Source organism: Peribacillus frigoritolerans, from assembly GCF_004358755.1.
GTDB lineage: Bacteria > Bacillota > Bacilli > Bacillales > Bacillaceae > Bacillus_P.
Genome location: NZ_SMZY01000002.1, coordinates 632579 through 653230 on the forward strand (window position 1 = coordinate 632579; position 20652 = coordinate 653230).

The following is a 20652-nucleotide window of genomic DNA, read 5'->3' on the forward strand; positions in this document are numbered from 1 at the left end:
AGTAAAATTCTACTATATTAGGAAGAAAATAAATATAGATGCAATAAGGAAAAGGTGAAGAGATGGAAAATATTAAACAAAGCATTGTAGAAGCCATACAAGATTACAACACCATCATCATCCACCGCCACATTCACCCCGACCTCGACGCCATCGGATCTCAGGCAGGCTTGCAGAGAACGCTTAAACATTCTTTCCCTGACAAAATAGTCTACGCAGCTGGCATTGATGAGAAAAGTCTTCTCTTCATCAATAAGATGAACGACATCCCAGGTGAAGCATACAAAGAAGCTCTAGTCATTGTCTGTGATACGGCCGAAACTTCTCGCATTTGTGACCAGCGATATTCAAAAGGAGCTACGCTAATAAAAATCGACCACCACCATGATCATGAACCATACGGTGATCTTTCATGGGTGGATCCTTCCTACAGCTCGGCTAGTGAGATGCTGGTTGATTTGTTTTTGGAGTATCCAGAGGTTTTTCGGATGAATAAAGAGGCAGCCGGGGCTTTGTATGCCGGAATTATTGGGGATACTGGACGTATGCTGAACGGGACTGTTTCGCCGCGTACTTTGAGGGCTGTTAAGGCATTGCGGAAGTTTCCTTTTCAGCCTGAACGGATTCATAATGAGCTGAATAAGAAAAGCAGCGGTGTTGCTCGGTTACGCGAGGCGATTTTAAGGACTTTTAAGGTGACGGAGCAAGGGGTTGCCTATATTTATTTAACGGAAGAGAAACTGACTGCTTACGGGGTGGATCATGCGGAAGCGGCAAATCTTGTGAATGTCCTGTCTTCGATGGCACGGGTTAGCATCTGGGTCTTCTTTATTGAATATCCGAATGAGATTCGCGTTAGAATTCGTTCAAGGAATATTCCAATAGATGACATCGCCCGAAGGTTTGGCGGCGGAGGGCACTCTTTAGCAGCAGGAGCCTCGATTGGATCATGGGAAAAAGCAGATGAAGTGATTGAAGCATTGAATCGTAAAACTTAAACCGAATATTGGAACTATTTTTGGTTTTTACATAAGGCTTGGGGTTTGTGGTAGTGTAGTACTAATATGCTTAAAATAAACACGCTGCAATTCAGCGTTCAATTATAATGGAGTGATCGTATGGGTAAAGCTAAAGCAAAAACGAAGAGCAGTAAAGGCGGTACAGGCGGCGGAACAGGCAAAAAAGGCTGGAATCGCTGGCAGGCTGGTGCCAATAAAAAGAAGAGTTTTAAGCCTTATACAAGTAAGGGCACGAAACAGCAGGACAATTCAAATTCTAAAAATGAGAAATCTGAATAATTTGGTTCTTCAATAGTGTTTCGGGATAACTTTCATATGGACCTTTTTAGGTCTTTTTTTTATTTCGCTTACTGCTGCTTTTTTCAAGTTGGTAAAGGATTTATTAAATCAATAGAGAATATATTGATTTAATAATGAAAACCAAGGATGATATGTGTGGAATTCGATAATAAGAGAAAAAAAGTACAGCAGATATATCAAGAAACACTACAGAAAAATGAGAAAAAACACACGGTAGAAGTCATCGTAGTCGTGACATTTTTTGTATTAATTTTCAGTTTAAATCTTATCTTTAAAGGTTTTTGAGTAAGTCGTGCTTTCATTTATTTAAATTGAACAAATAGCTTGTTCAGCGCCAAACCGTGTGATATTTTTTTGAACTACTTCAGCTGCAAATCTAGCCCCCCCTTATTTCGGGAGGAACTGATAGGAAATCTCTGTAAAACGAAGTCATATGCTCGTCTAAAGAAACCAAGTTTCACGGCGATTATTCATTCCACCTAATGCTGCTTCGATTAATTTCACCTCAACAATACCGCTTATTTATTCAAATCACATATTCCCCTACTGTAATGATAAGCACTAATAAAAAAAGTCCAAGAGAGTCTAAAACGATATCTTTTTTTGTTAGTTTTCTAAAAATGAAGCCAGTTAAAAAAATTAGAATAGCCATTATATAAAACCAAGGTGTCCATTGTGAAATAGAATAAAACCCTGTACATATACCTATGACTATTACGAAATAGACCAATTCTTTATTGGATGCTTTACGAAACATATCCTTCTCCCCTGCTTAATCTCTTTTTGGTATCCCCGCTTTAGTAATTCGCTTCTAAACAGGTGAAACCCTTTTCTATATCAATGCTTCGTTATTCCATTAGATACATCCACTTAATCATTATTTTTTTCTTAATAACAGATATATAGATCCAATATATGAATAACGAAAAAAACAGGAGAGCAAGTATAAACGCGTCTAAAACTGCACCATATTTTAACAAATCAGCCTGCTCCTCCAAATAAATGATTTTACAAAACCAGCTTTCATCTTCAGAAAAAGTGTCTCCTTTTTCATTGCGCAAAAAGCATCTGACCCCCACTGTGTTTAAATCTTTAATGGACTGAGTTCAGAAAATTACCGATAACTGCTCCCCTTCACAATCAAAACTAAAATCACCCCAAGCAATAACCCGCCAATCATAAACGGACCAAGGCCCGAGCTATAGACGAGATAGACTTTCACATGCCTAATTGTATTAACAATCACATAAACGAAAAAAATCAGACTCAATCCTGCAATCAGCGGAACATAGGGATTTCGCTTCAACCTGATCAGCCCTTTTCAAAAGCTTTTACTTAACCCTATGCCTAAGATAATTTGTATCATGCTAAAAAGGCTTGCTTTCTTATGAGAAAAGCAAACCGTTTTTATCTTACATCCCTCTTCCCTCATGATGTGCTTTTTTCGGGAATATGGTGTAGCTGAAGCTGATAAGAAAATCAATTCCAAGGACAAGAGTCCAAAGCTGAAGCGTTTTAAGCAGCTGTTCTGTCTGCTGCCCGTTGTTGATGTAGAGAATAATAGCTCCGAGAAAAGATGCCCCAATGATCCAGGCAAGGAGGTGGCGGAGCCATCCTTCTCTTTCACGTCGTGCATGCTCGGTTCCGTATTTGATTTTTTTCGGCGGTTTCACGCCATTTGCAAACCGGTAGGCAAAATGCTGATCTGCCCATTTGATCATGCCATGACCGAACGCAATGCTTATCCCGATATAGATGGCTGCGATTCCATGTACCATTGTCGCTGTCGCCCCGTTTTTTAAATCGAGTATGGTTGCTGCGAGCAGCACTAAATCCACAACAGGTGTACAAATCAGCAGAAACGCTCCTAGTTTTTTCTTTTTCAATAGATATCTTGCGATTAAACCTGCTAGAACAAAGACCCAAAATCCAATTTCACACCCTATAATTAACCAGCCAATCACTTCGGAATCCCCCTTATTTAATACAAGTGTACTATTTCATACTAACAAAATGTTTTAAATAATACAACTGTGTTATAATAATAATATGCCAAAAGTGATTGATCATGAAAAACGTAAAATACAGCTTGCTGAAGCAACTTGGAAAATCATTGCCGAGGAAGGTATTGAGCAGGCAACTGTAAGGAAAATTGCCAGTGCGGCCGGTCTTTCGGTTGGAGCTTTACGGCACTACTTTTCCTCGCAGTCTGAGCTGCTTTCCTATTCCATGGAACTTGTGTCAGAACGGGTGAGGCAGCGTGCCTTAGCTAAAACTTATCAAGGGAACCCGCTTGATATTATAAAAGAATCGATTTCTGAGCTGCTTCCGGCAGATGACGAGAGAAGAATTGAAATGGAGGTGTGGCTGGTTTTTTCCGTAAAAATGCTCGTCGATGCTAAACTCCGGCCTTTAAGTGAAAATGTATACCAAGAAATGCATGATGGTTTGGGGCAGGTCCTGCAGCTGCTGAGCAAACTGGGGATGTTAAAGGATGAACTGGATATGGAAGCTGAAATAAACCGTCTTCATTCACTAGTGGACGGACTAGCCCTGCATCACCTTCTTCATCCATCTGTCTTTTCGTATGAGAAGATGATGAAAACCCTGGACTATCATTTGAGGTCAATTTGTCTTCCAGAAAGCAAAAACAAAGAACAGTGAGATATTCGCTGTCCTTTGTTTTTAATACTTGAGTGCCATCAGCTTAGCACAGCTTTTCCGCTCCTCGGACGCTTCACAAGCTCTCCCCCGCAGTTTGGGCAGACAAATTCCATTTCTTCTGTACAGGTATGACAAAACGTGCATTCATAGGTGCAGATGTATGCTTCTGATTTGTTATGAAGGTTTGCAGAACATTTTTCACATACTGTTCTCATTTCTAGTCCCATGACGATTTCCCTCTCCTTTTCGTTAAAAACAGAGGGCACACTTAAAAGGCTGCACCTCTGCGTTCATTTACTTCTTATACCACAACATCCTCTGCAACATCTTTATTCTTCTTCCGTCTTCTCCCCATTTTCGCAAGCAATTCATACATAACCGGTACAACTACGAGTGTAAGCGCAGTTGAAACAATTAAGCCACCAATTACGACTACTGCTAAGCTTCTTGAAACCATACTGGCGGCTTCTGTAGCGCTGAAAACCATTGGTGTTAAGGCTACGATGGTTGTTACGGCTGTCATGATTATCGGTCGCAAGCGCGTTGATCCCGCTTCCAACAGAGCTTCTCTAGCCTCGAGTCCTTTTTCGCGGTTTTGCTGGACACGTTCAATTAGGACGATGGCGTTGGTAACGACGATTCCGATCAGCATTAGAGCTCCAAGCAGCGCATTGATGTCAACCGGGGTCTGCGAGATAACGAGTCCCAGTATGCCTCCCACTGCAGCAAGCGGCAGCGAGAAGAGAATCGCAAATGGCGCTCTTGCCTGGCCGAAGGTGATGACCATGATGAGGTAGACGACTAATACGGCGATGCCCATCATTTTAAAGAGGTCGGCGAAATCGTCCTGCATCGATTCAGTTGCGCCAGAGATGGAAACAGCTGCACCTTCCGGGAGATCAATTTCTTTTGTCATTTGATCGATTTTCATTCCAGCCGTTTTTAAGTCCTCGGCACTGATTTCACCTGAAATTTGAATCGTTTCTTTTCCATCCTGATGATAGACCTGAGTTTTGATGTCCCGTTCTTCAATCTTAGCCACTTGTTTTAGTTGGACAGGTCCCGCAACTGGAGAAGTGACATACGTATTCAGGACTTGTTTTGTTGTGGAGAAGTCGGCATCCTCGTATTCGATGACGGCTTGCAGTTGCTCTTCGCCGACTTTGATTTGGCCAAGCGGCGTTTTATTCAGCATGGCACGGATCTGCTGGCCGATTTGTACCGGACTTAAGCCAAGTGCTCCCGCTTTTTCCTGATCCACATTGACAATCCACTCGTTTTTTAAGTCTTCGTAATTGCTTTTGACTTTTTCGATTCCTTCGATTTTCTCAAGTTCTTCTGCTGCAAGCTTTCCTGCTTCTGCAAGGTCTTCTTCATTTGAAGCAGTCACATTCAGCTGAATGCCATTCCCTCCGCCAAAGCTTCCAAATGAGAATTGAGACCCTTCAATTTTCCCAGGGGCATACTCTTCATTTTTTTCCTTGAGCATGTCGAGGAATGCTTCAACGTCTTTCCCTTTTTCAAAAATCACCGAGTAATTCGCTTGTTTTTCAGATAACACCTGGCCGTATTTTGCATCTTCTGCTGTAGAACCCATCTGAAAAAACAAATCCTTGAGCTTATCTTCTTTTAATAATTCCTGCTCCAGTTCCCCTGCTTTTTCCTTGGCATCTTCTAAATCAAAATCTGCAGGAAACGTTAATGAGACGTTGACGAACGATTCAGACTGACTGTTTACACTTGCCTGCGGAATGGCATTGAAAGTGAAGATGGAACCAACAAATATGAGCAGTGCGGCGACCAATACCATCCATTTATGATTCAGCGACCATTTCAATATCGATAAATACTTGGCAGACGGCTGATGCTCCTTCTGTTTCACCTTCTTCAAAAGGACAAAGCTTAAAAGCGGTACTACCGTCAATGCGATAAGCAAGGATGCAAGAATTGAATAAACAACTGATAAAATCAGCGGTGTCATGATTTCTCCAATCGAACCTCCTACAAGGCCAATCGGCAGGAAGACCGCGATTGTCGTAAGCGTTGAAGACGTAATCGCAGTGGAAACCTCTTTCGTTCCGCTCAGAATGACATCTTTAGATAACCCTTCAGTCTGAATGCGGCGGTATATATTTTCAATGACCACGATGCTGTCATCGACTAAACGTCCGACCGCAACCGCAAGCCCTCCAAGGGTCAAAATATTTAGCGTAATGTTCGATTGATCAAGTAAAAACAAGGTAATTAAAATCGACAGCGGGATACTGACTACTGCAATCAAGGTCGTTCGGATGTTTCTCAAAAACAGCAAAATGATGAGCGTTGCAGCGATTGCCCCAATGGCTACTTCCTTTGCCATGCCAAGCACGGCGCCTTCAACATCTTCTGACGTATTTTGAACCGTGCGGATCGAAAAGTCATCTTTATAAATAGCATGTAATTCTTCCGCTTTCCGGTCGACTTCTTTTCCAATTTCAACGGCGTTTTTGCTTGCTTCTTTAAAAATAACTAAGACAAGTGCTTCTTTTCCATTTAATCTGGCATCTGCTTCGTAAAACTGGCGAATGGAAACATCAGCAACATCTTTTATTTTTGTTTCAGGTGCAAGTATGGCATTCTCAATTTGCTTTTCATCTGTTACTTCCCCGAGCACCCTGATGGCATTTGCCTTCCCGTCCACGGCAATTTCACCTGCAGGTACAGATGCATTCTGAGATTGCAGAGCCATCATCAGCTGATCGGCGGACACTTTCTTTTCTTTCATTTTTTTGGGATCGATTTTCACAGACAGCTCCGAAATGGACTTTCCGTAAAACGTGACGCTTGATACACCATCTATGTCTTCAAATTTCGTTTTTATTTCTTCTTCAATCCGATCTTCATCGGCTTTTAAAAATCCATTTTCTGATTCAAGCGCCACCTGGGCAAGAGGAATCATGGAGAAGTTAAGCTGGGACACAACAGGCTTTCCTGTGTTTTGAGGCAGCTGAACTTGATTAATCAGCTTTTCAGCTTCAGAAGCAGCCTCTTTCATGTCAGCTTCTGATGTGTAATTCAGCGTAATCATGGAGATTCCTTCACTTGTTGATGAGGTCATGCTGTCTAAATACGTACCATTTTTCAATTGACGTTCGAGCGGTTCCGTTATTTCTTCGGTTACCGTCTCGGCATCCATTCCTTCACCAAACGTGGTGACCGTGATCATCGGTGCATCCACGCTCGGAAGCAGCTCCATCGGCAGTCGTGAACCTGAGTATACGCCGAGTACTGTCACCAAAAACACCATAATGACAATGGCTGCCCGATTTTTCAGCGAGAACTTCGTTAAAATAGACATTTGCTTATCCCCCAGAGAAATAAAATAGACATACTCCATAAATATACAACAATATTTGGAAATTAGGTGTAAATTTTTGTTAACAATTAGTTAATTCTTCTCACTCAAACTCGTTACTATCTGTCTATATCAGAAAAAAGGAATTCTTCCTAAAAAATAAAACTAAAAATATTTTTCATTTAGGGGTAGACGATTTAATTAAACTTGTTATAATAGGTGAAAGTTAACGATCATTATGAAAAAAAGGCGGGACAAAATGAAAAACAATTCGTGCAGATATGTCATTAACGCGAGCGGAAAAGGCGGAGAAACGTACATGACCCACTGCCAGGATAAGCATGAATTAAATCAATGGATTGCTGAACGAAAAGACAAACTTTTGATGAATGAAATCAAAATAACCGACAAGAAAAACCCGTTTTTTAAGTGGTTTTCTTTTATGAAATAAACGCGATTCCTTGTGGATGGCGTTTTTATTTTCTTTATAATGGAATGACTGACTGGCCAGTGTGACATAGTCGAGTTTGAAGTTTCCTTATTCTGCGATGACTCGCTGCATATAATAAGGTGCGTCCTATTATTGTTTAGCTATATTCACCAAAATCTCATATAATGTAGGAAAGAGATAGAAATAAAGGGGTGTGATAACATGAAAAGTAAAATGCACCAGTTGTTTGAGGACAAACGGAGTGTTCATGTGCTGTATTCCTATAATGGCTTGAAGAATTACATAGAACAGGCTGTGAGTTACACCAAAAATGGCATTGAGGCGGGAGATTATGTGATTCTCATTGAAAATGAGCGTATTTACCGCATGATTCATAAAGAACTGGGCACCCGCTTAACGAAAGATCAAATGAAGTTCGTTCACTTCGTAAACAACTTCGATTTCTATTATTCAAGCGGCAGTTATCATCCCCCTGCCATTTTTGATTATTTTAATAAAACGGTTCATCCATTCGTGGAAAATAAACTCTCTTTCAGGTCATGGGCACATGTAGAGTGGGCCACGATGGAAGATCCTCTGCATTTGATAAAAGATCTTGAAAAAACAGTAGATGAAGCGGTAAACCTGCTGTCGTTTCCATTAATCTGTGCCTATGACGGAGAAAGAATGCCGGATCACCTTAGAGCCTTATTACTTGAGACACACCCTTATGTTTTAACTGAAGAGGATTTCATCGTCTCAGAGCAATACCCGTCATTGAATGATGTGATATAAATAGAAAAATGAAAACGGACGCCATTCACCGCATGTGAATGGCGTCCGTTTTTTAGATTGAAGCCGCTGATGCTTCAAACTAATTCTTACTAACTGACTATACTGCCTCAAAACCCTTTTTTGCCTTTGTCCCTCACCAAATTGGTTATAAAAACATATATTGCAAAGGATCATTTTCAGAAAGGGGAAGAACCTTTTAATGGATAATTTCGCTTCTATGTTATTTGAATCACAATTTATATATATTCTTGGAGTGCTGGATGTCGTCATATTGCTCTTATGCGTTTTAGGTTATTTAGTTGGAAAACTTGGGTCTGTTTTATTAAATCGAGCCGTGACATTTCGCCAGGGACTTACATTTGTTGTGCTTATTTTAATAAGTGTCATATTGATTCTTTTTGGTTTTCAACTAACGACCCTCTTCTTTTAAGACCATTATTCGTTTACCAATTCTATGAAAAAAGCCGAAATCACTGGAGATTTCGGCTAAATTCGTTCTGCAGGAAAAGCTGAAGGCCCGATTCCCGGCAAGGTCAATTGGACATGCTGCTAAAAAGAACACCATGCTCCTTACAGAATGACAGAGTCAGACGGGGCTTGCATTCCTCCACTGCTTTCATGAAGTTATCCAGCAAGCTTTTGTCCTTCTATTTTCTGATCCTTCTGTTCTAAAGCACGGCTCCATCCTGTAAGAATGACGGCGCCAAGAACCATGAATCCTCCGATCCAGGCAGTATGAATGAGACCGATCGAGTCTGTAATGATTCCTCCAAGGAATGCCCCGATTGCAATTCCTGCATTAAACGCAGCAATATTGATGGCAGAAGCTACATCAACGGCACTTGGCACATAGCGTTCAGCAAGCATCACAACGTAAACCTGCAATCCAGGCACGTTCATGAATGCGAATAATCCCATCAATAAAATCGTGAGTAAGCCTGCAATTTTGAATGGAGCAGTAAAAGTTAACACAAAAAGGACGATTGCCTGCACAATAAACATATAGAATAAAGCCTTAATCGGATTTTGGTTTGAAAGCTTTCCGCCAATCATATTCCCGATGGCAATGGCAATTCCGTAAACAAGTAAGATGATTGCTACCGTTCCTTCTTTAAAACCTGTTACAGTTTGAAGCAGCGGTGATAGGTACGTAAAGACAACGAATGTTCCTCCGTAACCAAGTGCTGTGATCATAAAGACAAGCAGCAGACGGCCGTTCTTTACAAGCTTCAGCTGATCGCCAAACGTTGTGCGGTTGCCTTTTTTCAAATCAGACGGTACAAGAATACTATTTGCAATAAGAGCAATAAGTCCAATAATAATAATGACAATAAAAGCTAGTCTCCAGCCAAATTGCTGGCCGATAAATGTTCCAAATGGAACTCCTGTTACTGTTGCGACAGTCAGACCGGTGAACATGATTGAAATCGCACTTGCACGGCGGTTCTCAGGCACAAGATCAGCAGCAATCGTTGAACCGATTGACATAAACACACCATGCGCCAGAGCCGCGATCATACGTCCGGCTAATAATACCCCAATACTTGCAGCTCCTGCAGAAAGACTATTTCCTATAAGGAAAACAATCATTATCCAAAGCAATAACGTTTTGCGGGACATATTTGATGTGAGGGATGTCAAAATCGGCGCCCCGAACATGACCCCCACTGCATATAAAGAAACGGTTAATCCTGCAGTTGTGACAGGAATGGCTAAATCCTCTGCTATCATCGGCAGCAGACCAACGCTGATAAATTCTGTTGTCCCTATGGCAAAAGCACTGACTGCTAACGCGAGCAGCGCAAGTGTACTTCTTTTTTTATCTAAAGACATCTTTTCTCCTCCTAAAAAATTGAAAATTTATTAAAATAAAGTGTATGGTAAAGATCAGCCGGCAAATGTTATTATGATACATATCAGATCTAATGAAAAGTACGTACTTTAAAGTGCTGTAGGCACTTTTTGGTGCCTATAAAATAGGAGGACTAATATGGAGAAGAAATACAATATCCCTGTTGAAGCAACGCTTGAAATCATTGGCGGCAAGTGGAAATGCGTCATTCTCTGCCATTTGACTCACGGCAAAAAACGCACAAATGAACTGAAGCGCCTGATGCCAAACATCACACAAAAAATGCTGACACAGCAATTGCGGGAGCTTGAAGATGATGGCGTGATTAACCGGATCGTCCATCAGCAGATTCCGCCCAAAGTGGAATACGAACTGAGCGAATACGGCTGGAGCCTGCAGACGATTTTAGATTCGCTCTGTGCCTGGGGCGAAGGACACATTACGAAGGTGTATGGGGATAAATCAACTGTGCTTGAAGAGAGCATCCTGAATAAATAAATTTCAAACATCGAAAACCATGAATGGATTTCGATGTTTTTTGTTTCCGAAAATAATGTTCAAATTAGGATTCTGAAGGTGATATACTAAATAAGTTATTTTCATATATAAACTGAGAGAGGAGGATTTACACATGCAATGGTACCTACATGTATTAAAGAATTATGCTGTATTTCAAGGCCGTGCAAGACGGAAGGAATACTGGATGTTTTTTCTCGTTAATTTAATCGTTACGTTAATTTTAGCGATTGTAGAGTCAATCACTGGTCTGACCGACATTTTAATTGGACTTTATTCTCTTATTGTTCTTTTACCTTCACTTGCTGTTGGCGCCCGCAGACTTCATGATACCGGCAGAACTGGATGGTGGCTGTTAATTAACCTGATTCCGATCATCGGAGCAATTGTCATCATCGTGTTCACTTGTCAGGACAGCGAGCCGAATGCGAATAAATATGGACCAAATCCTAAAATGTAATTACTCACGTAAACCGCCTATTTTAATAGCGCGGTTTTTTTAGACTGAAAAAAAGGAGCTGCTCCCGCTTGTAGCGGATTCGATTGCAGAGTGCGTTCTTTTAATAGGTATCACAACTGGGCAACATAAAAAAGAGAACTCAACTTAATGTTGAGCTCCCTTGGTTGTTCCTTTTCTACATCGAAATCTCTCCGGTCTACAAACTTACTAGCCATTCTAGATAAGGTTATAAGTTATTACTTTTTAACAAATCATCTAAATTGTCAACCAAATCATTTATGTCAGATAAAAGTGTTAGGGTATTGTTGCTAAGAATCATGATTATGTTTTCTTCCATCTTTTCTGGGAGATAGTTGCATGTTTTTTGTGCGATCTTAATTAACTTCTTTTCTCCAGGGTGTGGCACCTCGTTAATCGCAAATAAGATATCGAAGTAACTTGCAAGTAATGCAGTAACCCTATGATTGACACTTATGTAGTCTTTTCTTTTTAGAGCTTTCTCGATTTGCCAATAGTAGGATGTAACACTGTCACGTAATAACGGGTAATTTTTGTTAAGGATATTTTCTTTTAATTCTTTTGGAAAGGCTACGTCAATTTTATCCTGCAGTTTTTTTAATTGACCATTTTGATCATATAGTATTTTTGAATTTAAATAATTACTCCAAAAGCATGTAGTGTAACCGACCTGAGCCTGGAAATTCACTACTGTTTTCATAAGTTCGTTTTCAATCCAAGCAAAATTTCTATATATAATTTCTATACCAATATTGGGTTCATTTAGCATTCCATCATCTTCTGTTTCCCAATACTGGTTATTAATCTCCATATGATTCGAAAATGGTTCTAACAATTTTTTGCGAGTGCTGGCAGGGATTTCTTGATCACTATAAATATACAAATCTATATCAGAATGTTCATCTTGGGTATTTGTTGAAAGAGAGCCAGAGAGTACAACACCTTCCACTTCTTCTAACTGTGAAAATACAGACGAAATCTTCAAAATTATGTCATTAATAGGATTCATTTTGGCTTTCTTCCCATCTATTTTTTTTATCGTTCTTCAACTTTTACCCAACTAGTAACTTACCGAAATAATGTGTCTACCTTTTAGGGGTCACTTCAAATGCAGTTCTTTTATTATTTACTGAAAAATTAACATAATCGTTTTATCTACAAAAATTTCATATCGTTACTCAACAATCCTGCTCTTTTAACTGATATTACCATTTTATCATAAATATCCAAGATTCTGCATTTAATCATTCAATGAGAAAAGCACTCCATTTTCAAGTGAAATGGTGTGTTTATTCAATCCGATTTTCCTGCTTTTTACCTCTGAACCGAACCCACCTATCAATTCTAGAGACTCCCCCGCCATTGCTCTTATTACAATAAATCAGTCGCAATTAGGCAATTAGAAGTGATTTTCCACAACTTCATGAAAAGAGTCATTTTAGATAATCAAGGTGGATACAGATAAGGGAAAGTTTTCTTTATGTAAGGCTGTGTTCGCATTGATTATTGCTTTGCGTATAAATAATTCACACGGATCAAGTTCTCGGTCGTGCTCTTTTCTTCAAATTTGAAGATATAGGGTTATTTTAGACAGCATAAGGAGTGTAAAAAATCCAGAACCAGAATTTTCACTGACTGGCTAAAGCAACTATGTTATCAGGATGGACAGAAACATGAGGAGGCTTTTCCATGGCAATAAAGATTCTGTTATTTGGAGATATCGGCATTGATGACATTGTTGCCCTTATATATGGAGCGCTGCATGATGAGATTGAGATCGTTGGAGTTGTGGCTGATTACGGAAATATACCGAGGAAAAATGCGATGGCAAGCGTCCAATATTTGCACGATTTATTTAACCAATCTGATCAAATCCCCATTTTTGAAGGGGCAGAGCTTCCAATGACAGGCGAAAATCCTACTTATTATCCTGAAATCCACGGAGAGTATGGGCTGGGTCCCATCATTCCAGAGCAGGAGTATTCGGGTAAGGGAGAAAATTTTATGGAAATCGCAAAGGTGATCGAAGCTCACGGAAATGACCTGATCATTGTCAGTATTGGAAGGCTTACATCTCTCGCCACCATGTTTATTCACTACAAATCGTTAATGAACAGCGTAAAAGCTTGTTACGTAATGGGCGGAGCTTTTTGGGTGCCTGGAAATGTTACTCCTGTTTCAGAAGCCAATTTCCATGCAGATCCTGTTGCAGCCAAAGTGGTTGTGACTCACGCACGGAATTTGACGATCATCCCCTTGAATGTAACCGAGCGTGCGATCGTCAATCAAGAAATGGTCGACTACATTGCAGGCATTGGGAAAGCAAAGATTTTAAAGCCTGTGCTTGACTACTATTATGCTTTTTATAAAAAAAGAAATCCCGCTGCACCCGGAAGTCCCGTTCACGACGCCTTAACCATCATGGCTCCGCTACATCCTGAAATGCTGACATATCAATCACTGCCTGTCTATATCGTCCAGGCAAAAGACGGGATGGAGAGAGGCCACAGTATTGCCGATATTAGACCCTATGCTACATTCAGTGATACAGAGAAAAAACACCGGATCGCATTTGATCTGGATTATCGTCTATTCTTTTCTCATTTTATGTCCACCATGACAGGGGAACGATTTTAATACATGAAAAAAGAGCCGATCTAATTATAAATGAATCAAGGAAAAAAGCTGCCTTTATGACAGCTCACGTATACCAATAGAGAGAAATCCGTTAGTTCCTTAACGCTTTTCTGACACTCTTTGCAAAAACTAAGGGATCTTCTACAGCTTCGATATTCACGTAAATCAAATTCGGCTGATCAAAAAGCCACTCATTGTGTATGGACGAAACAAGGATGCCTTTTTTAAGAATGGAAGCAGCAAAATGTTCTACTTCATTTTGCAAGAGTGCCACCCTGCCTAAGCACAAGGCCAGCCCAGTCTTCTTATTCCTTGATTCAAATGAGAAGGAAGAGGTTACTCTAAAACGTTTTCCTAAAATAGTTGCTTTTATTTCATCCCGACTGATCGTTGCCACACATTTCCCGCCCGCAAATCCTTCTTGGCCTCCGATCATTTCAGCAAACTTTTGACAAATCAATTCATCTTTAGACGTCATCTATTCATCTCCTCCCTAGTATTAATAGAGTATGAATAAATGAATAGCCCCGAAACGGATACACATCTATTTTGAAATAAAAATGACGATTATTAGCAAATGAAAACAATCATTTCAAACAAAAAGCCGCCAATAATGGCAGCCCCTGATCATCTCTTCCCGTTATATCTTCTGTTCCCCGTTTACCCCATTAATGGAATACCCTGCCGTTATCTCCGCATTGAGCGATTGTGAAACCGAACAATATTTGTCCTTCGACAGCTGAATGGCTCTGATTACCTTGTCTTCTGGCAGATCTCCTTCCAATACGTAATGAATATGGATCGCCGTAAAGCGTTTTGGATGATCTTCAGCTCGTGTGCCGCTAACTTCCATGTAAAAAGACGCGGGACTCAGCCTCATTTTTTGAAGGATGGATATGATGTCAATCCCTGTACAGCCTGCAACTGCATTCAATAGCAGCTCCGTCGGTCTTGCGCCAGTATTTTCTCCGCCAAAGTCTTCTGCTGCATCCATTTTCACTTCATGGCCTGATGGCGTTGTGCCGGAGAAACTCATTTTCCCGTTCCATTTGATTGATGTGTTCATTATTCCCAGCCCCTTTTGACTTAATATAGTTAGCTATTCCCTGATCTGTCCATTTCCATATATAAAGTGTTTGCTTGAGGTGAGAGCAGGCAGCCCCATCGGCCCCCTTGCATGCAATTTTTGCGTGCTAATGCCGATCTCTGCTCCATATCCGAACTCAAAGCCATCTGTAAACCGTGTTGATGCATTATGATAAACAGCTGCTGCATCTACCCGTGTTTGAAACTGAGCTGCATGTGCTGCGTCTTGCGAAATGATGGCCTCTGAGTGCTTCGTTCCATATTGATTGATATGCTGAATGGCTTCTTCTACACTCTTAACTGTTTTGATACTTACGGTAAGCGCCAAGTATTCCGTGCTCCAGTCTTCTTCAGCGGCTGGTTTTGCTTTTGAAAAAATGGACCGGATTTGCTCATCTCCAAAGATTTCAACAGCGTGCTCATGAAGCTTCTTCAATAGAGTTTCTCCATTGGCTTGAAGCCAGTTTTCATGGATCAATATCGTTTCAATCGCATTGCATACTGATGGACGCTGTGTTTTTCCATTTAGAACAATTCGTTCAGCCATGATCGGATCTGCTGATTCATCGATGTAAATATGACAGTTCCCAGCGCCTGTTTCAAGGACCGGAACAGTTGATTCTTTAACAACTGTATCGATTAATTTTTTTCCGCCGCGAGGAATTAATACATCCAGGTATTCATTAAGAGTGAAAAGCTCTTTCGCTGTTTCACGGCTGGTGTCTTCAATTAGCTGAACAGCATCCTGCGGAATAGCGGTTTGTTCGAGAGCGCGATGGATGATAGCTACCAGCGCTTTATTTGAATGGATGGAGGATGAACTCCCTCTTAGAATGACCGCATTTCCTGTTTTTAATGAAAGAGTTGCGGCATCAATGGTGACGTTTGGCCTCGCTTCGTAAATCATGCCGATTACTCCAAGCGAAACACGCTTTTTCTGAATATGAAGTCCGTTTTCTTTTTCGATCGTTTCAAGGATTTCTCCAATTGGGTCTTGGAGTTCAATCAAGAGACGAATGGCGTGTGCCATGTCTTCGATGCGCTTTTTATTCAGCAGCATCCGGTCCAGGATAGAGTCAGATACGCCATTTGCTTTTCCAAACTGGAGATCCTTTTGATTTTCGGCGATGAGATAGTCTTGCTCGTTTTCTAATTGCTGGGCAATTTTTTCTAATGCCGTGTTTTTCTCTTCCGTCGTTTTTTCGATTAATTGATAGCTGACAGCTTTGGCTGCCTTGCCTTTTCTTAGCACTTCACTCATGTTTTTTCCCCCTCCGTTTCAGGCTTTGACCCAGCGGTCGCGGTGAATTACTTCTATAGAGCTGATTTCGTCTGTTAATTCGTGGCTTCGTTTCCCCATTACTTGTTTCAGGCTTTCTGATGAATAGAGCACTTCTCCTTTTCCAAGCAGACCGTTTGTTCCGAAAACTTCTACGACGTCACCTGCTTCAAATGTTCCGGTAATGTCGTAAATGCCCGCCGGCAAAAGACTTCTGCCGTTTGCGGTCAATGCAAGCTCGGCGCCTTGATCAACATAGATTGTTCCTCTGACGAGTGAGTGCAGGGCAATCCATTGCTTGCTGCTGTTGATGAAGGAACGGCTGTCTCCGCCTATGTAAGTTCCATCGCCTTTTCCTTCAAGAATTTCAATGAATTTTCCTGCTCCAATTCCTACCCCGATAAAAATGTTCACGCCTAAAGTCAGCGCCGTTTTTGAAGCAATCAGCTTCGATTTCATGCCGCCTGTTCCTGCGAGTGATCCAGCACCTTCAGCTCCCTGCATCATTTCATCTGTGATTTCCTGAAGCTGATCGTATTTTTTAGCTTCAGGATTTTCACGAGGATTGGAGTCATACAATCCGTTAATGTCCGTTAAAATGATCAGCTGATCTGCCTGCACAAGACCGCTGACAAGAGCTGACAGCATGTCATTGTCGCCAAACGTTAATTCTTCTACGGAGACAGTGTCGTTTTCATTGATGATTGGCAGAATGCCGCGGTCCAGAAGCTCGCGAATGGTGGCATAGGCATTTTTATAGCGGTCCTTTTTTGAAAAATCGTTGCGGGTGAGCAGAATTTGCGCAGGAATGATGCCAAAACTGCCCAACTGCTCCATATAGGATTGAATCAAGAGACTTTGTCCAACCGCAGCGGCTGCCTGCTTTCCTTTTAGCGTAACAGGTCTTGCCGGATAGCCCAGTTTTCTGAAGCCTGCGGCTACTGCTCCCGATGAGACGAGCAGCACTTCATGGCCTTCTTTTCTTAAGGCAGCGATTGCCGCAATATGATCGGTAAACTTCTCCTGATCAATTTCTCCTTTGCGGTTTGTTAAGGAGCTGCTGCCGATTTTAACGACAATACGTTTTTTCATGGGATTGGACCTCCTAATTTGAATGGATAATTGCTGGCTGCATTTTCTTGTTTGCGATAACTTGCTTTTCCCAGCCGAATTTGACGTTTTTATCCGAACCGATTAAAACGATAAATACAAAAAAAGCCCTTCTCATCCTTATAGAAAGGACGAAAAGGGCTTGGCTTTTCCGTGGTACCACCTTAGTTGGATGCACGCAGCATCCCGCTTTGCCTGATAACGCCAGGTTGATGGCGCCTATGTTTTTGGCATAGGACTCTGAGGGCAGGTTCTGCGGCTTTGCTGCGGCAGGGTCTTCCAGCTGATAAACCCCGCTCTCTGTCACATAAAGACCCGCATACTAGTCCCTCTTCAACGTTCATTGATTTTTATATATTATGCGGAGTAAATGTCTTTATGTCAAGAACTTCCTCTGTTATTTTTTCCACTCAAAACCGTGCGATACACATCCGATGCTGAGAATTAAGACCAAAATATATACCGTGTTGTTCAGCCATTTTGGCATGATGCATCATCCTTTATTTTATTTTTGCTTCTTCGTAATACTTTGCAAGCTCAATAATCATGGCACCCATTCTCTCAAGATCAGGTGCAAGCGGATTGCGGACGCCTTCTTCCGTTAAAGCTTCTGCCGTAATTTTTCCAACTGCCACAGGCAGGACATCAGTATTAAATGCATGAAGAATTTCCTGCAGGCACCCATTTTTTTTCACATAGGTAAAAAATTCGCGCACTTGTATCGCCGCTGTAAAACAAACTGCATCTACTTGATGGCTCTGCATTTCATCACAAAGCAGGCTGACTGCCTTCTCGTCGGGAGCTATATGCTGATAAGGCAAAACCTGCAGAACAGAAGCGCCTTTATCTTTAAGAAATTTGATCAGCGCTGGAGCTGTTTCCCCGTGAAGCTGAACCATAACCTTCTTACCGTTTAAATCCTCGTTTTCTAAAGCGCGCACAAGCCCTCTTGTCGTCCCGTCATCATCTTTTGCAGCGGGTGCTAAATCAAGCTTTTTCAGAGCAGCAAACGTTTTGTACCCTCTGGATGCGATTTTCGCCTGATGAATTCTTTTCAAATAAGCTCCTTCTTCCCCCAGTTTCCGGGCAAGATTTAAAAGCGTTTCCGTTCCTATACCCGTTGTAAAGATAACCCAATCGGCACCTTCTTGAATAAATTTTCTCAGATCGGGTTCAACCTGTTCCTCCGCCAAAAAGACGGTTCCCTGCAGAGAACGCACTAGCGGTATTCCCCCCTGCTTTTCAATTAACGTGCTGATTTCATCTGTTTTTCGTGAACCTGCGATGACAATCCGTTTTCCTTCTAAACCTTTTCCCATGTTATATCCCCATTTCCACTGACTATATCGATTTTTTCTTATAATAAAGGTATCATTCCACCATCAATCTATCAATCTTATCTTAATAACCTCTCAATGTGTTTTTTTTCACAAAGTGTTCAAACTTTATGTAATCGCTTTCACAATCTTATAGTATAATGGAAATATACTCACAGAAACCCAATTTTACAGATTAATTAACTTTAAATATAACAACATGTGAAAGGAGAAATCATCATGATCTTAAAAGCATTGAGACGGAATAAATTAGTAACGGTGAACTACTACATTGACGGTGCGATTCAAACATTAAAGGGCCGCGTCCATAATCTGGACCTGAGCGATCAGACGCTTTCTTTAGAAGACGAGAACAAGAACATTTTCTCGATCAGGCTTGCGGGGATCAAAGAGATTTATTGACACAGGAAAGAGCATCATGCGCAAATGATGCTCTTTTTCTTTTCCTTATAAACTTCCTAATTCTTTCAAAACAGTTCTTCTCTCATCTATTCTCTAAAACTCTGCAGAACCGTTCCCGAACCATTCTCCACCTTCACTTCCGCATAAGCCCCGTTAATCAGCGTGATTTGCGGAGGCTGATGACCGCAATCGATGTCATAAATGACCGGAATGTTCAATTCCTCAGTCAAATCTTCGTATACATCAAGCACTGTATACTGATCGACTGGATGATTTGCAGCACTTCTTCCGAACAAAATGCCTGAGCAGTTTTCAAACCATCCTGCAAGTTTCATCTGAACAAGGGATCTGCGCAAATCGGCTGTTGAAAGCTCACAGTTCTCGAAGTACCAGAGAATGGGTTCGTTCGGGATATGCTGTTCTCTGAATGTTTTAACATCCCCAAATGGTGTTCCGGCCAGTTGTCTGATTGCATCGATGCATCCTCCGAGCAGCCTGCCTTCTGTTTTTTCTGACCGATTGGACACCGTCTTCCATTCTGTAGCTTTGAGTTAAATGAAAAATATGCGGCGTCGGATTGTTGTGTTGCCACTCTTTCTGGTAATGGCTTGAGGAGAATTGAAGAATCGATTCTCCGATTTTTGTCTTCAGAACGTTTTCCCACATTGCTGTAGTTGGATCAGACTTCTCGCCTCTTAAATCGACAAGGTTCGTTCCATGAGCCGTCGCCATTCCTGTCTTTAGAGTAATTGCAAACAGCAGCAGACTGATATCTGAGTATCCAAGCACCCATTTCTGTTTGATTGATTCATAGTCAATATGTTCAATCATTTCGATCAAAAGCTCTCCGCCCCATGGAGGGATGATTAAATCGATTTCCTCGTCCTGCATCATGCGGTTAAATTCTTCAGCTCTTGTTTTGGCAGGGGCTGATTTAGCTTTTTCCTGCGTCCAGGCTGTTTCACCGCAGATTACTTTATAGCCTTTGGATTCCATGCGGCTGCAGGCTTGGGTAAGAATATCGTGCAGTTCAGATGGTACTCCCGATGAAGGTGCGGTTACTCCGATTGTTGCATCATTTTTTAAGATAGGATAGGTAATCATAGATTTCCTCCTGAACGTTTTAGGTGTTTTTTTCAGGCTGTTTTCGCATAGATATTTGTTAACATTATAAATGTTGTCCGTTCCTTTCCGCTCCAGGAACTTGCTTTCCGCGGGGAGCATGGGAGCCTCCTCGGCTTTGCCTGTGGGGTCTCCCAATTTGCTCTACTTCCCGCAGGAGTCAAGTTCCTTCCGCTTCAATCCACTTAAGGCTTTTAACATTTAATCCGTTAGCAACAATATTTATGAAAATAGCCTTTTTATTAAGAAAAGAGAATCCTTCAAGATTTTTTTGATCATACTTTCCATTTT

At 41.2% G+C, this 20652-nt stretch carries 21 protein-coding genes, 1 pseudogene and 1 other annotated feature; of the genes and pseudogenes, 9 read left to right on the top strand and 13 right to left on the bottom strand.

All coding sequences use genetic code 11. The annotated features are described in order from the left end of the window. Positions 1 to 62: 62 nt before the first annotated feature. Together E2R53_RS10575 and E2R53_RS10580 are read left to right on the top strand one after the other, a co-directional pair. On the top strand, positions 63 to 998 hold the full coding sequence (locus E2R53_RS10575) for a DHH family phosphoesterase (protein ID WP_133311721.1): 936 nt from the start codon (positions 63 to 65) through the stop codon (positions 996 to 998). Between the two features lie 120 nt (positions 999 to 1118). Further along, positions 1119 to 1298, top strand: coding sequence for a DUF3934 family protein (locus E2R53_RS10580; protein ID WP_133311722.1), 180 nt, complete (start codon positions 1119 to 1121; stop codon positions 1296 to 1298). A 547-nt stretch (positions 1299 to 1845) separates the two neighbouring features. Here E2R53_RS10580 and E2R53_RS10585 read toward each other — a convergent pair. The 3 genes from E2R53_RS10585 to E2R53_RS10595 all read right to left on the bottom strand — a co-directional run bounded on the left by E2R53_RS10585 (position 1846) and on the right by E2R53_RS10595 (position 3283). Continuing rightward, positions 1846 to 2076 (bottom strand): hypothetical protein, encoded by a 231-nt coding sequence (locus tag E2R53_RS10585; protein ID WP_133311723.1) that lies wholly within the window; start codon positions 2074 to 2076, stop codon positions 1846 to 1848. A gap of 357 nt (positions 2077 to 2433) precedes the next feature. Next, the gene (locus E2R53_RS10590; RefSeq protein ID WP_133311724.1) at positions 2434 to 2625 is read right to left on the bottom strand and encodes a hypothetical protein; all 192 of its coding nucleotides are present in this window, start codon (positions 2623 to 2625) and stop codon (positions 2434 to 2436) included. Between the two features lie 106 nt (positions 2626 to 2731). Next, positions 2732 to 3283 (bottom strand): hypothetical protein, encoded by a 552-nt coding sequence (locus E2R53_RS10595; RefSeq protein ID WP_133311725.1) that lies wholly within the window; start codon positions 3281 to 3283, stop codon positions 2732 to 2734. 85 nt (positions 3284 to 3368) lie between these two features. Between E2R53_RS10595 and E2R53_RS10600 the strand changes: the two genes are divergently transcribed. Next, positions 3369 to 3983 carry a TetR/AcrR family transcriptional regulator gene (locus tag E2R53_RS10600; RefSeq protein ID WP_133311726.1) on the top strand — a complete coding sequence of 205 codons (615 nt, stop codon included), beginning with the start codon at positions 3369 to 3371 and terminating at the stop codon, positions 3981 to 3983. Between the two features lie 38 nt (positions 3984 to 4021). On the opposite strand, the gene E2R53_RS10605 is transcribed toward E2R53_RS10600, so the two are convergent. Both E2R53_RS10605 and E2R53_RS10610 read right to left on the bottom strand, forming a co-directional pair. After that, positions 4022 to 4210 (bottom strand): DUF1272 domain-containing protein, encoded by a 189-nt coding sequence (locus E2R53_RS10605; protein ID WP_133311727.1) that lies wholly within the window; start codon positions 4208 to 4210, stop codon positions 4022 to 4024. 74 nt (positions 4211 to 4284) lie between these two features. Further along, on the bottom strand, positions 4285 to 7320 hold the full coding sequence (locus E2R53_RS10610; RefSeq protein WP_133311728.1) for an efflux RND transporter permease subunit: 3036 nt from the start codon (positions 7318 to 7320) through the stop codon (positions 4285 to 4287). Positions 7321 to 7576: 256 nt separating this feature from the next. Here E2R53_RS10610 and E2R53_RS10615 point away from each other — a divergent pair, with 256 nt between their 5' ends. Both E2R53_RS10615 and E2R53_RS10620 read left to right on the top strand, forming a co-directional pair. Continuing rightward, positions 7577 to 7768, top strand: a complete 192-nt coding sequence (locus E2R53_RS10615) for a hypothetical protein (RefSeq protein ID WP_070876888.1) — start codon at positions 7577 to 7579, stop codon at positions 7766 to 7768. Positions 7769 to 7969: 201 nt separating this feature from the next. Next, positions 7970 to 8542: an MEDS domain-containing protein gene (locus E2R53_RS10620; RefSeq protein WP_133311729.1), complete on the top strand. Its 573-nt coding sequence runs from the start codon at positions 7970 to 7972 to the stop codon at positions 8540 to 8542. A 624-nt stretch (positions 8543 to 9166) separates the two neighbouring features. On the opposite strand, the gene E2R53_RS10625 is transcribed toward E2R53_RS10620, so the two are convergent. Further along, positions 9167 to 10375, bottom strand: coding sequence for an MFS transporter (locus tag E2R53_RS10625; RefSeq protein WP_133311730.1), 1209 nt, complete (start codon positions 10373 to 10375; stop codon positions 9167 to 9169). Between the two features lie 157 nt (positions 10376 to 10532). Between E2R53_RS10625 and E2R53_RS10630 the strand changes: the two genes are divergently transcribed. Beyond that, on the top strand, positions 10533 to 10892 hold the full coding sequence (locus E2R53_RS10630) for a winged helix-turn-helix transcriptional regulator (protein ID WP_133311731.1): 360 nt from the start codon (positions 10533 to 10535) through the stop codon (positions 10890 to 10892). Between the two features lie 133 nt (positions 10893 to 11025). After that, a complete protein-coding gene (locus E2R53_RS10635; RefSeq protein WP_133311732.1) occupies positions 11026 to 11370 on the top strand; it encodes a DUF805 domain-containing protein in 345 nt (114 codons plus the stop codon). Positions 11371 to 11596: 226 nt separating this feature from the next. Here the strand turns inward: E2R53_RS10635 and E2R53_RS10640 are convergent, their stop codons facing one another. Continuing rightward, positions 11597 to 12397 carry a nucleotidyltransferase domain-containing protein gene (locus E2R53_RS10640; protein ID WP_133311733.1) on the bottom strand — a complete coding sequence of 267 codons (801 nt, stop codon included), beginning with the start codon at positions 12395 to 12397 and terminating at the stop codon, positions 11597 to 11599. A 680-nt stretch (positions 12398 to 13077) separates the two neighbouring features. Here E2R53_RS10640 and E2R53_RS10645 point away from each other — a divergent pair. Next, entirely contained in the window at positions 13078 to 14025 is a 948-nt protein-coding gene (locus tag E2R53_RS10645; RefSeq protein ID WP_133311734.1) for a nucleoside hydrolase, read from the top strand. Between the two features lie 91 nt (positions 14026 to 14116). On the opposite strand, the gene E2R53_RS10650 is transcribed toward E2R53_RS10645, so the two are convergent. The 5 genes from E2R53_RS10650 to E2R53_RS10675 all read right to left on the bottom strand — a co-directional run bounded on the left by E2R53_RS10650 (position 14117) and on the right by E2R53_RS10675 (position 18819). Beyond that, entirely contained in the window at positions 14117 to 14503 is a 387-nt protein-coding gene (locus tag E2R53_RS10650) for a DUF1259 domain-containing protein (RefSeq protein WP_133311735.1), read from the bottom strand. 162 nt (positions 14504 to 14665) lie between these two features. Next, positions 14666 to 15091 (bottom strand): OsmC family protein, encoded by a 426-nt coding sequence (locus E2R53_RS10655; RefSeq protein WP_133311736.1) that lies wholly within the window; start codon positions 15089 to 15091, stop codon positions 14666 to 14668. 33 nt (positions 15092 to 15124) lie between these two features. Beyond that, positions 15125 to 16372 (bottom strand): glutamate-5-semialdehyde dehydrogenase, encoded by a 1248-nt coding sequence (locus E2R53_RS10660; RefSeq protein ID WP_133311737.1) that lies wholly within the window; start codon positions 16370 to 16372, stop codon positions 15125 to 15127. A gap of 18 nt (positions 16373 to 16390) precedes the next feature. Continuing rightward, positions 16391 to 17482 (bottom strand): glutamate 5-kinase, encoded by a 1092-nt coding sequence (gene proB, locus E2R53_RS10665; protein WP_133311738.1) that lies wholly within the window; start codon positions 17480 to 17482, stop codon positions 16391 to 16393. A 142-nt stretch (positions 17483 to 17624) separates the two neighbouring features. Then, positions 17625 to 17846 (bottom strand) — a binding site (T-box leader). A gap of 154 nt (positions 17847 to 18000) precedes the next feature. Then, positions 18001 to 18819, bottom strand: a complete 819-nt coding sequence (locus E2R53_RS10675; protein ID WP_133311740.1) for a uroporphyrinogen-III synthase — start codon at positions 18817 to 18819, stop codon at positions 18001 to 18003. 237 nt (positions 18820 to 19056) lie between these two features. Here E2R53_RS10675 and E2R53_RS10680 point away from each other — a divergent pair, with 237 nt between their 5' ends. Then, positions 19057 to 19239, top strand: a complete 183-nt coding sequence (locus E2R53_RS10680) for a YolD-like family protein (protein ID WP_133311741.1) — start codon at positions 19057 to 19059, stop codon at positions 19237 to 19239. Between the two features lie 86 nt (positions 19240 to 19325). Here E2R53_RS10680 and E2R53_RS10685 read toward each other — a convergent pair. After that, positions 19326 to 20343: pseudogene (locus tag E2R53_RS10685) on the bottom strand (S66 family peptidase). Positions 20344 to 20652: the final 309 nt, after the last annotated feature.

What these genes read in the sequence shown, in the direction of transcription:
- E2R53_RS10625 (WP_133311730.1), bottom strand. Translation starts at nt 10,375, where the DNA reads ATGTCTTTAGATAAAAAAAGAAGTACACTTGCGCTGCTCGCGTTAGCA.
- E2R53_RS10640 (WP_133311733.1), bottom strand. Translation starts at nt 12,397, where the DNA reads ATGAATCCTATTAATGACATAATTTTGAAGATTTCGTCTGTATTTTCA.
- E2R53_RS10650 (WP_133311735.1), bottom strand. Translation starts at nt 14,503, where the DNA reads ATGACGTCTAAAGATGAATTGATTTGTCAAAAGTTTGCTGAAATGATC.
- E2R53_RS10645 (WP_133311734.1), top strand. Translation starts at nt 13,078, where the DNA reads ATGGCAATAAAGATTCTGTTATTTGGAGATATCGGCATTGATGACATT.
- E2R53_RS10660 (WP_133311737.1), bottom strand. Translation starts at nt 16,372, where the DNA reads ATGAGTGAAGTGCTAAGAAAAGGCAAGGCAGCCAAAGCTGTCAGCTAT.
- E2R53_RS10580 (WP_133311722.1), top strand. Translation starts at nt 1,119, where the DNA reads ATGGGTAAAGCTAAAGCAAAAACGAAGAGCAGTAAAGGCGGTACAGGC.
- proB (WP_133311738.1), bottom strand. Translation starts at nt 17,482, where the DNA reads ATGAAAAAACGTATTGTCGTTAAAATCGGCAGCAGCTCCTTAACAAAC.
- E2R53_RS10675 (WP_133311740.1), bottom strand. Translation starts at nt 18,819, where the DNA reads ATGGGAAAAGGTTTAGAAGGAAAACGGATTGTCATCGCAGGTTCACGA.
- E2R53_RS10575 (WP_133311721.1), top strand. Translation starts at nt 63, where the DNA reads ATGGAAAATATTAAACAAAGCATTGTAGAAGCCATACAAGATTACAAC.
- E2R53_RS10655 (WP_133311736.1), bottom strand. Translation starts at nt 15,091, where the DNA reads ATGAACACATCAATCAAATGGAACGGGAAAATGAGTTTCTCCGGCACA.
- E2R53_RS10620 (WP_133311729.1), top strand. Translation starts at nt 7,970, where the DNA reads ATGAAAAGTAAAATGCACCAGTTGTTTGAGGACAAACGGAGTGTTCAT.
- E2R53_RS10610 (WP_133311728.1), bottom strand. Translation starts at nt 7,320, where the DNA reads ATGTCTATTTTAACGAAGTTCTCGCTGAAAAATCGGGCAGCCATTGTC.
- E2R53_RS10585 (WP_133311723.1), bottom strand. Translation starts at nt 2,076, where the DNA reads ATGTTTCGTAAAGCATCCAATAAAGAATTGGTCTATTTCGTAATAGTC.
- E2R53_RS10630 (WP_133311731.1), top strand. Translation starts at nt 10,533, where the DNA reads ATGGAGAAGAAATACAATATCCCTGTTGAAGCAACGCTTGAAATCATT.
- E2R53_RS10680 (WP_133311741.1), top strand. Translation starts at nt 19,057, where the DNA reads ATGATCTTAAAAGCATTGAGACGGAATAAATTAGTAACGGTGAACTAC.
- E2R53_RS10635 (WP_133311732.1), top strand. Translation starts at nt 11,026, where the DNA reads ATGCAATGGTACCTACATGTATTAAAGAATTATGCTGTATTTCAAGGC.
- E2R53_RS10615 (WP_070876888.1), top strand. Translation starts at nt 7,577, where the DNA reads ATGAAAAACAATTCGTGCAGATATGTCATTAACGCGAGCGGAAAAGGC.
- E2R53_RS10600 (WP_133311726.1), top strand. Translation starts at nt 3,369, where the DNA reads ATGCCAAAAGTGATTGATCATGAAAAACGTAAAATACAGCTTGCTGAA.
- E2R53_RS10605 (WP_133311727.1), bottom strand. Translation starts at nt 4,210, where the DNA reads ATGGGACTAGAAATGAGAACAGTATGTGAAAAATGTTCTGCAAACCTT.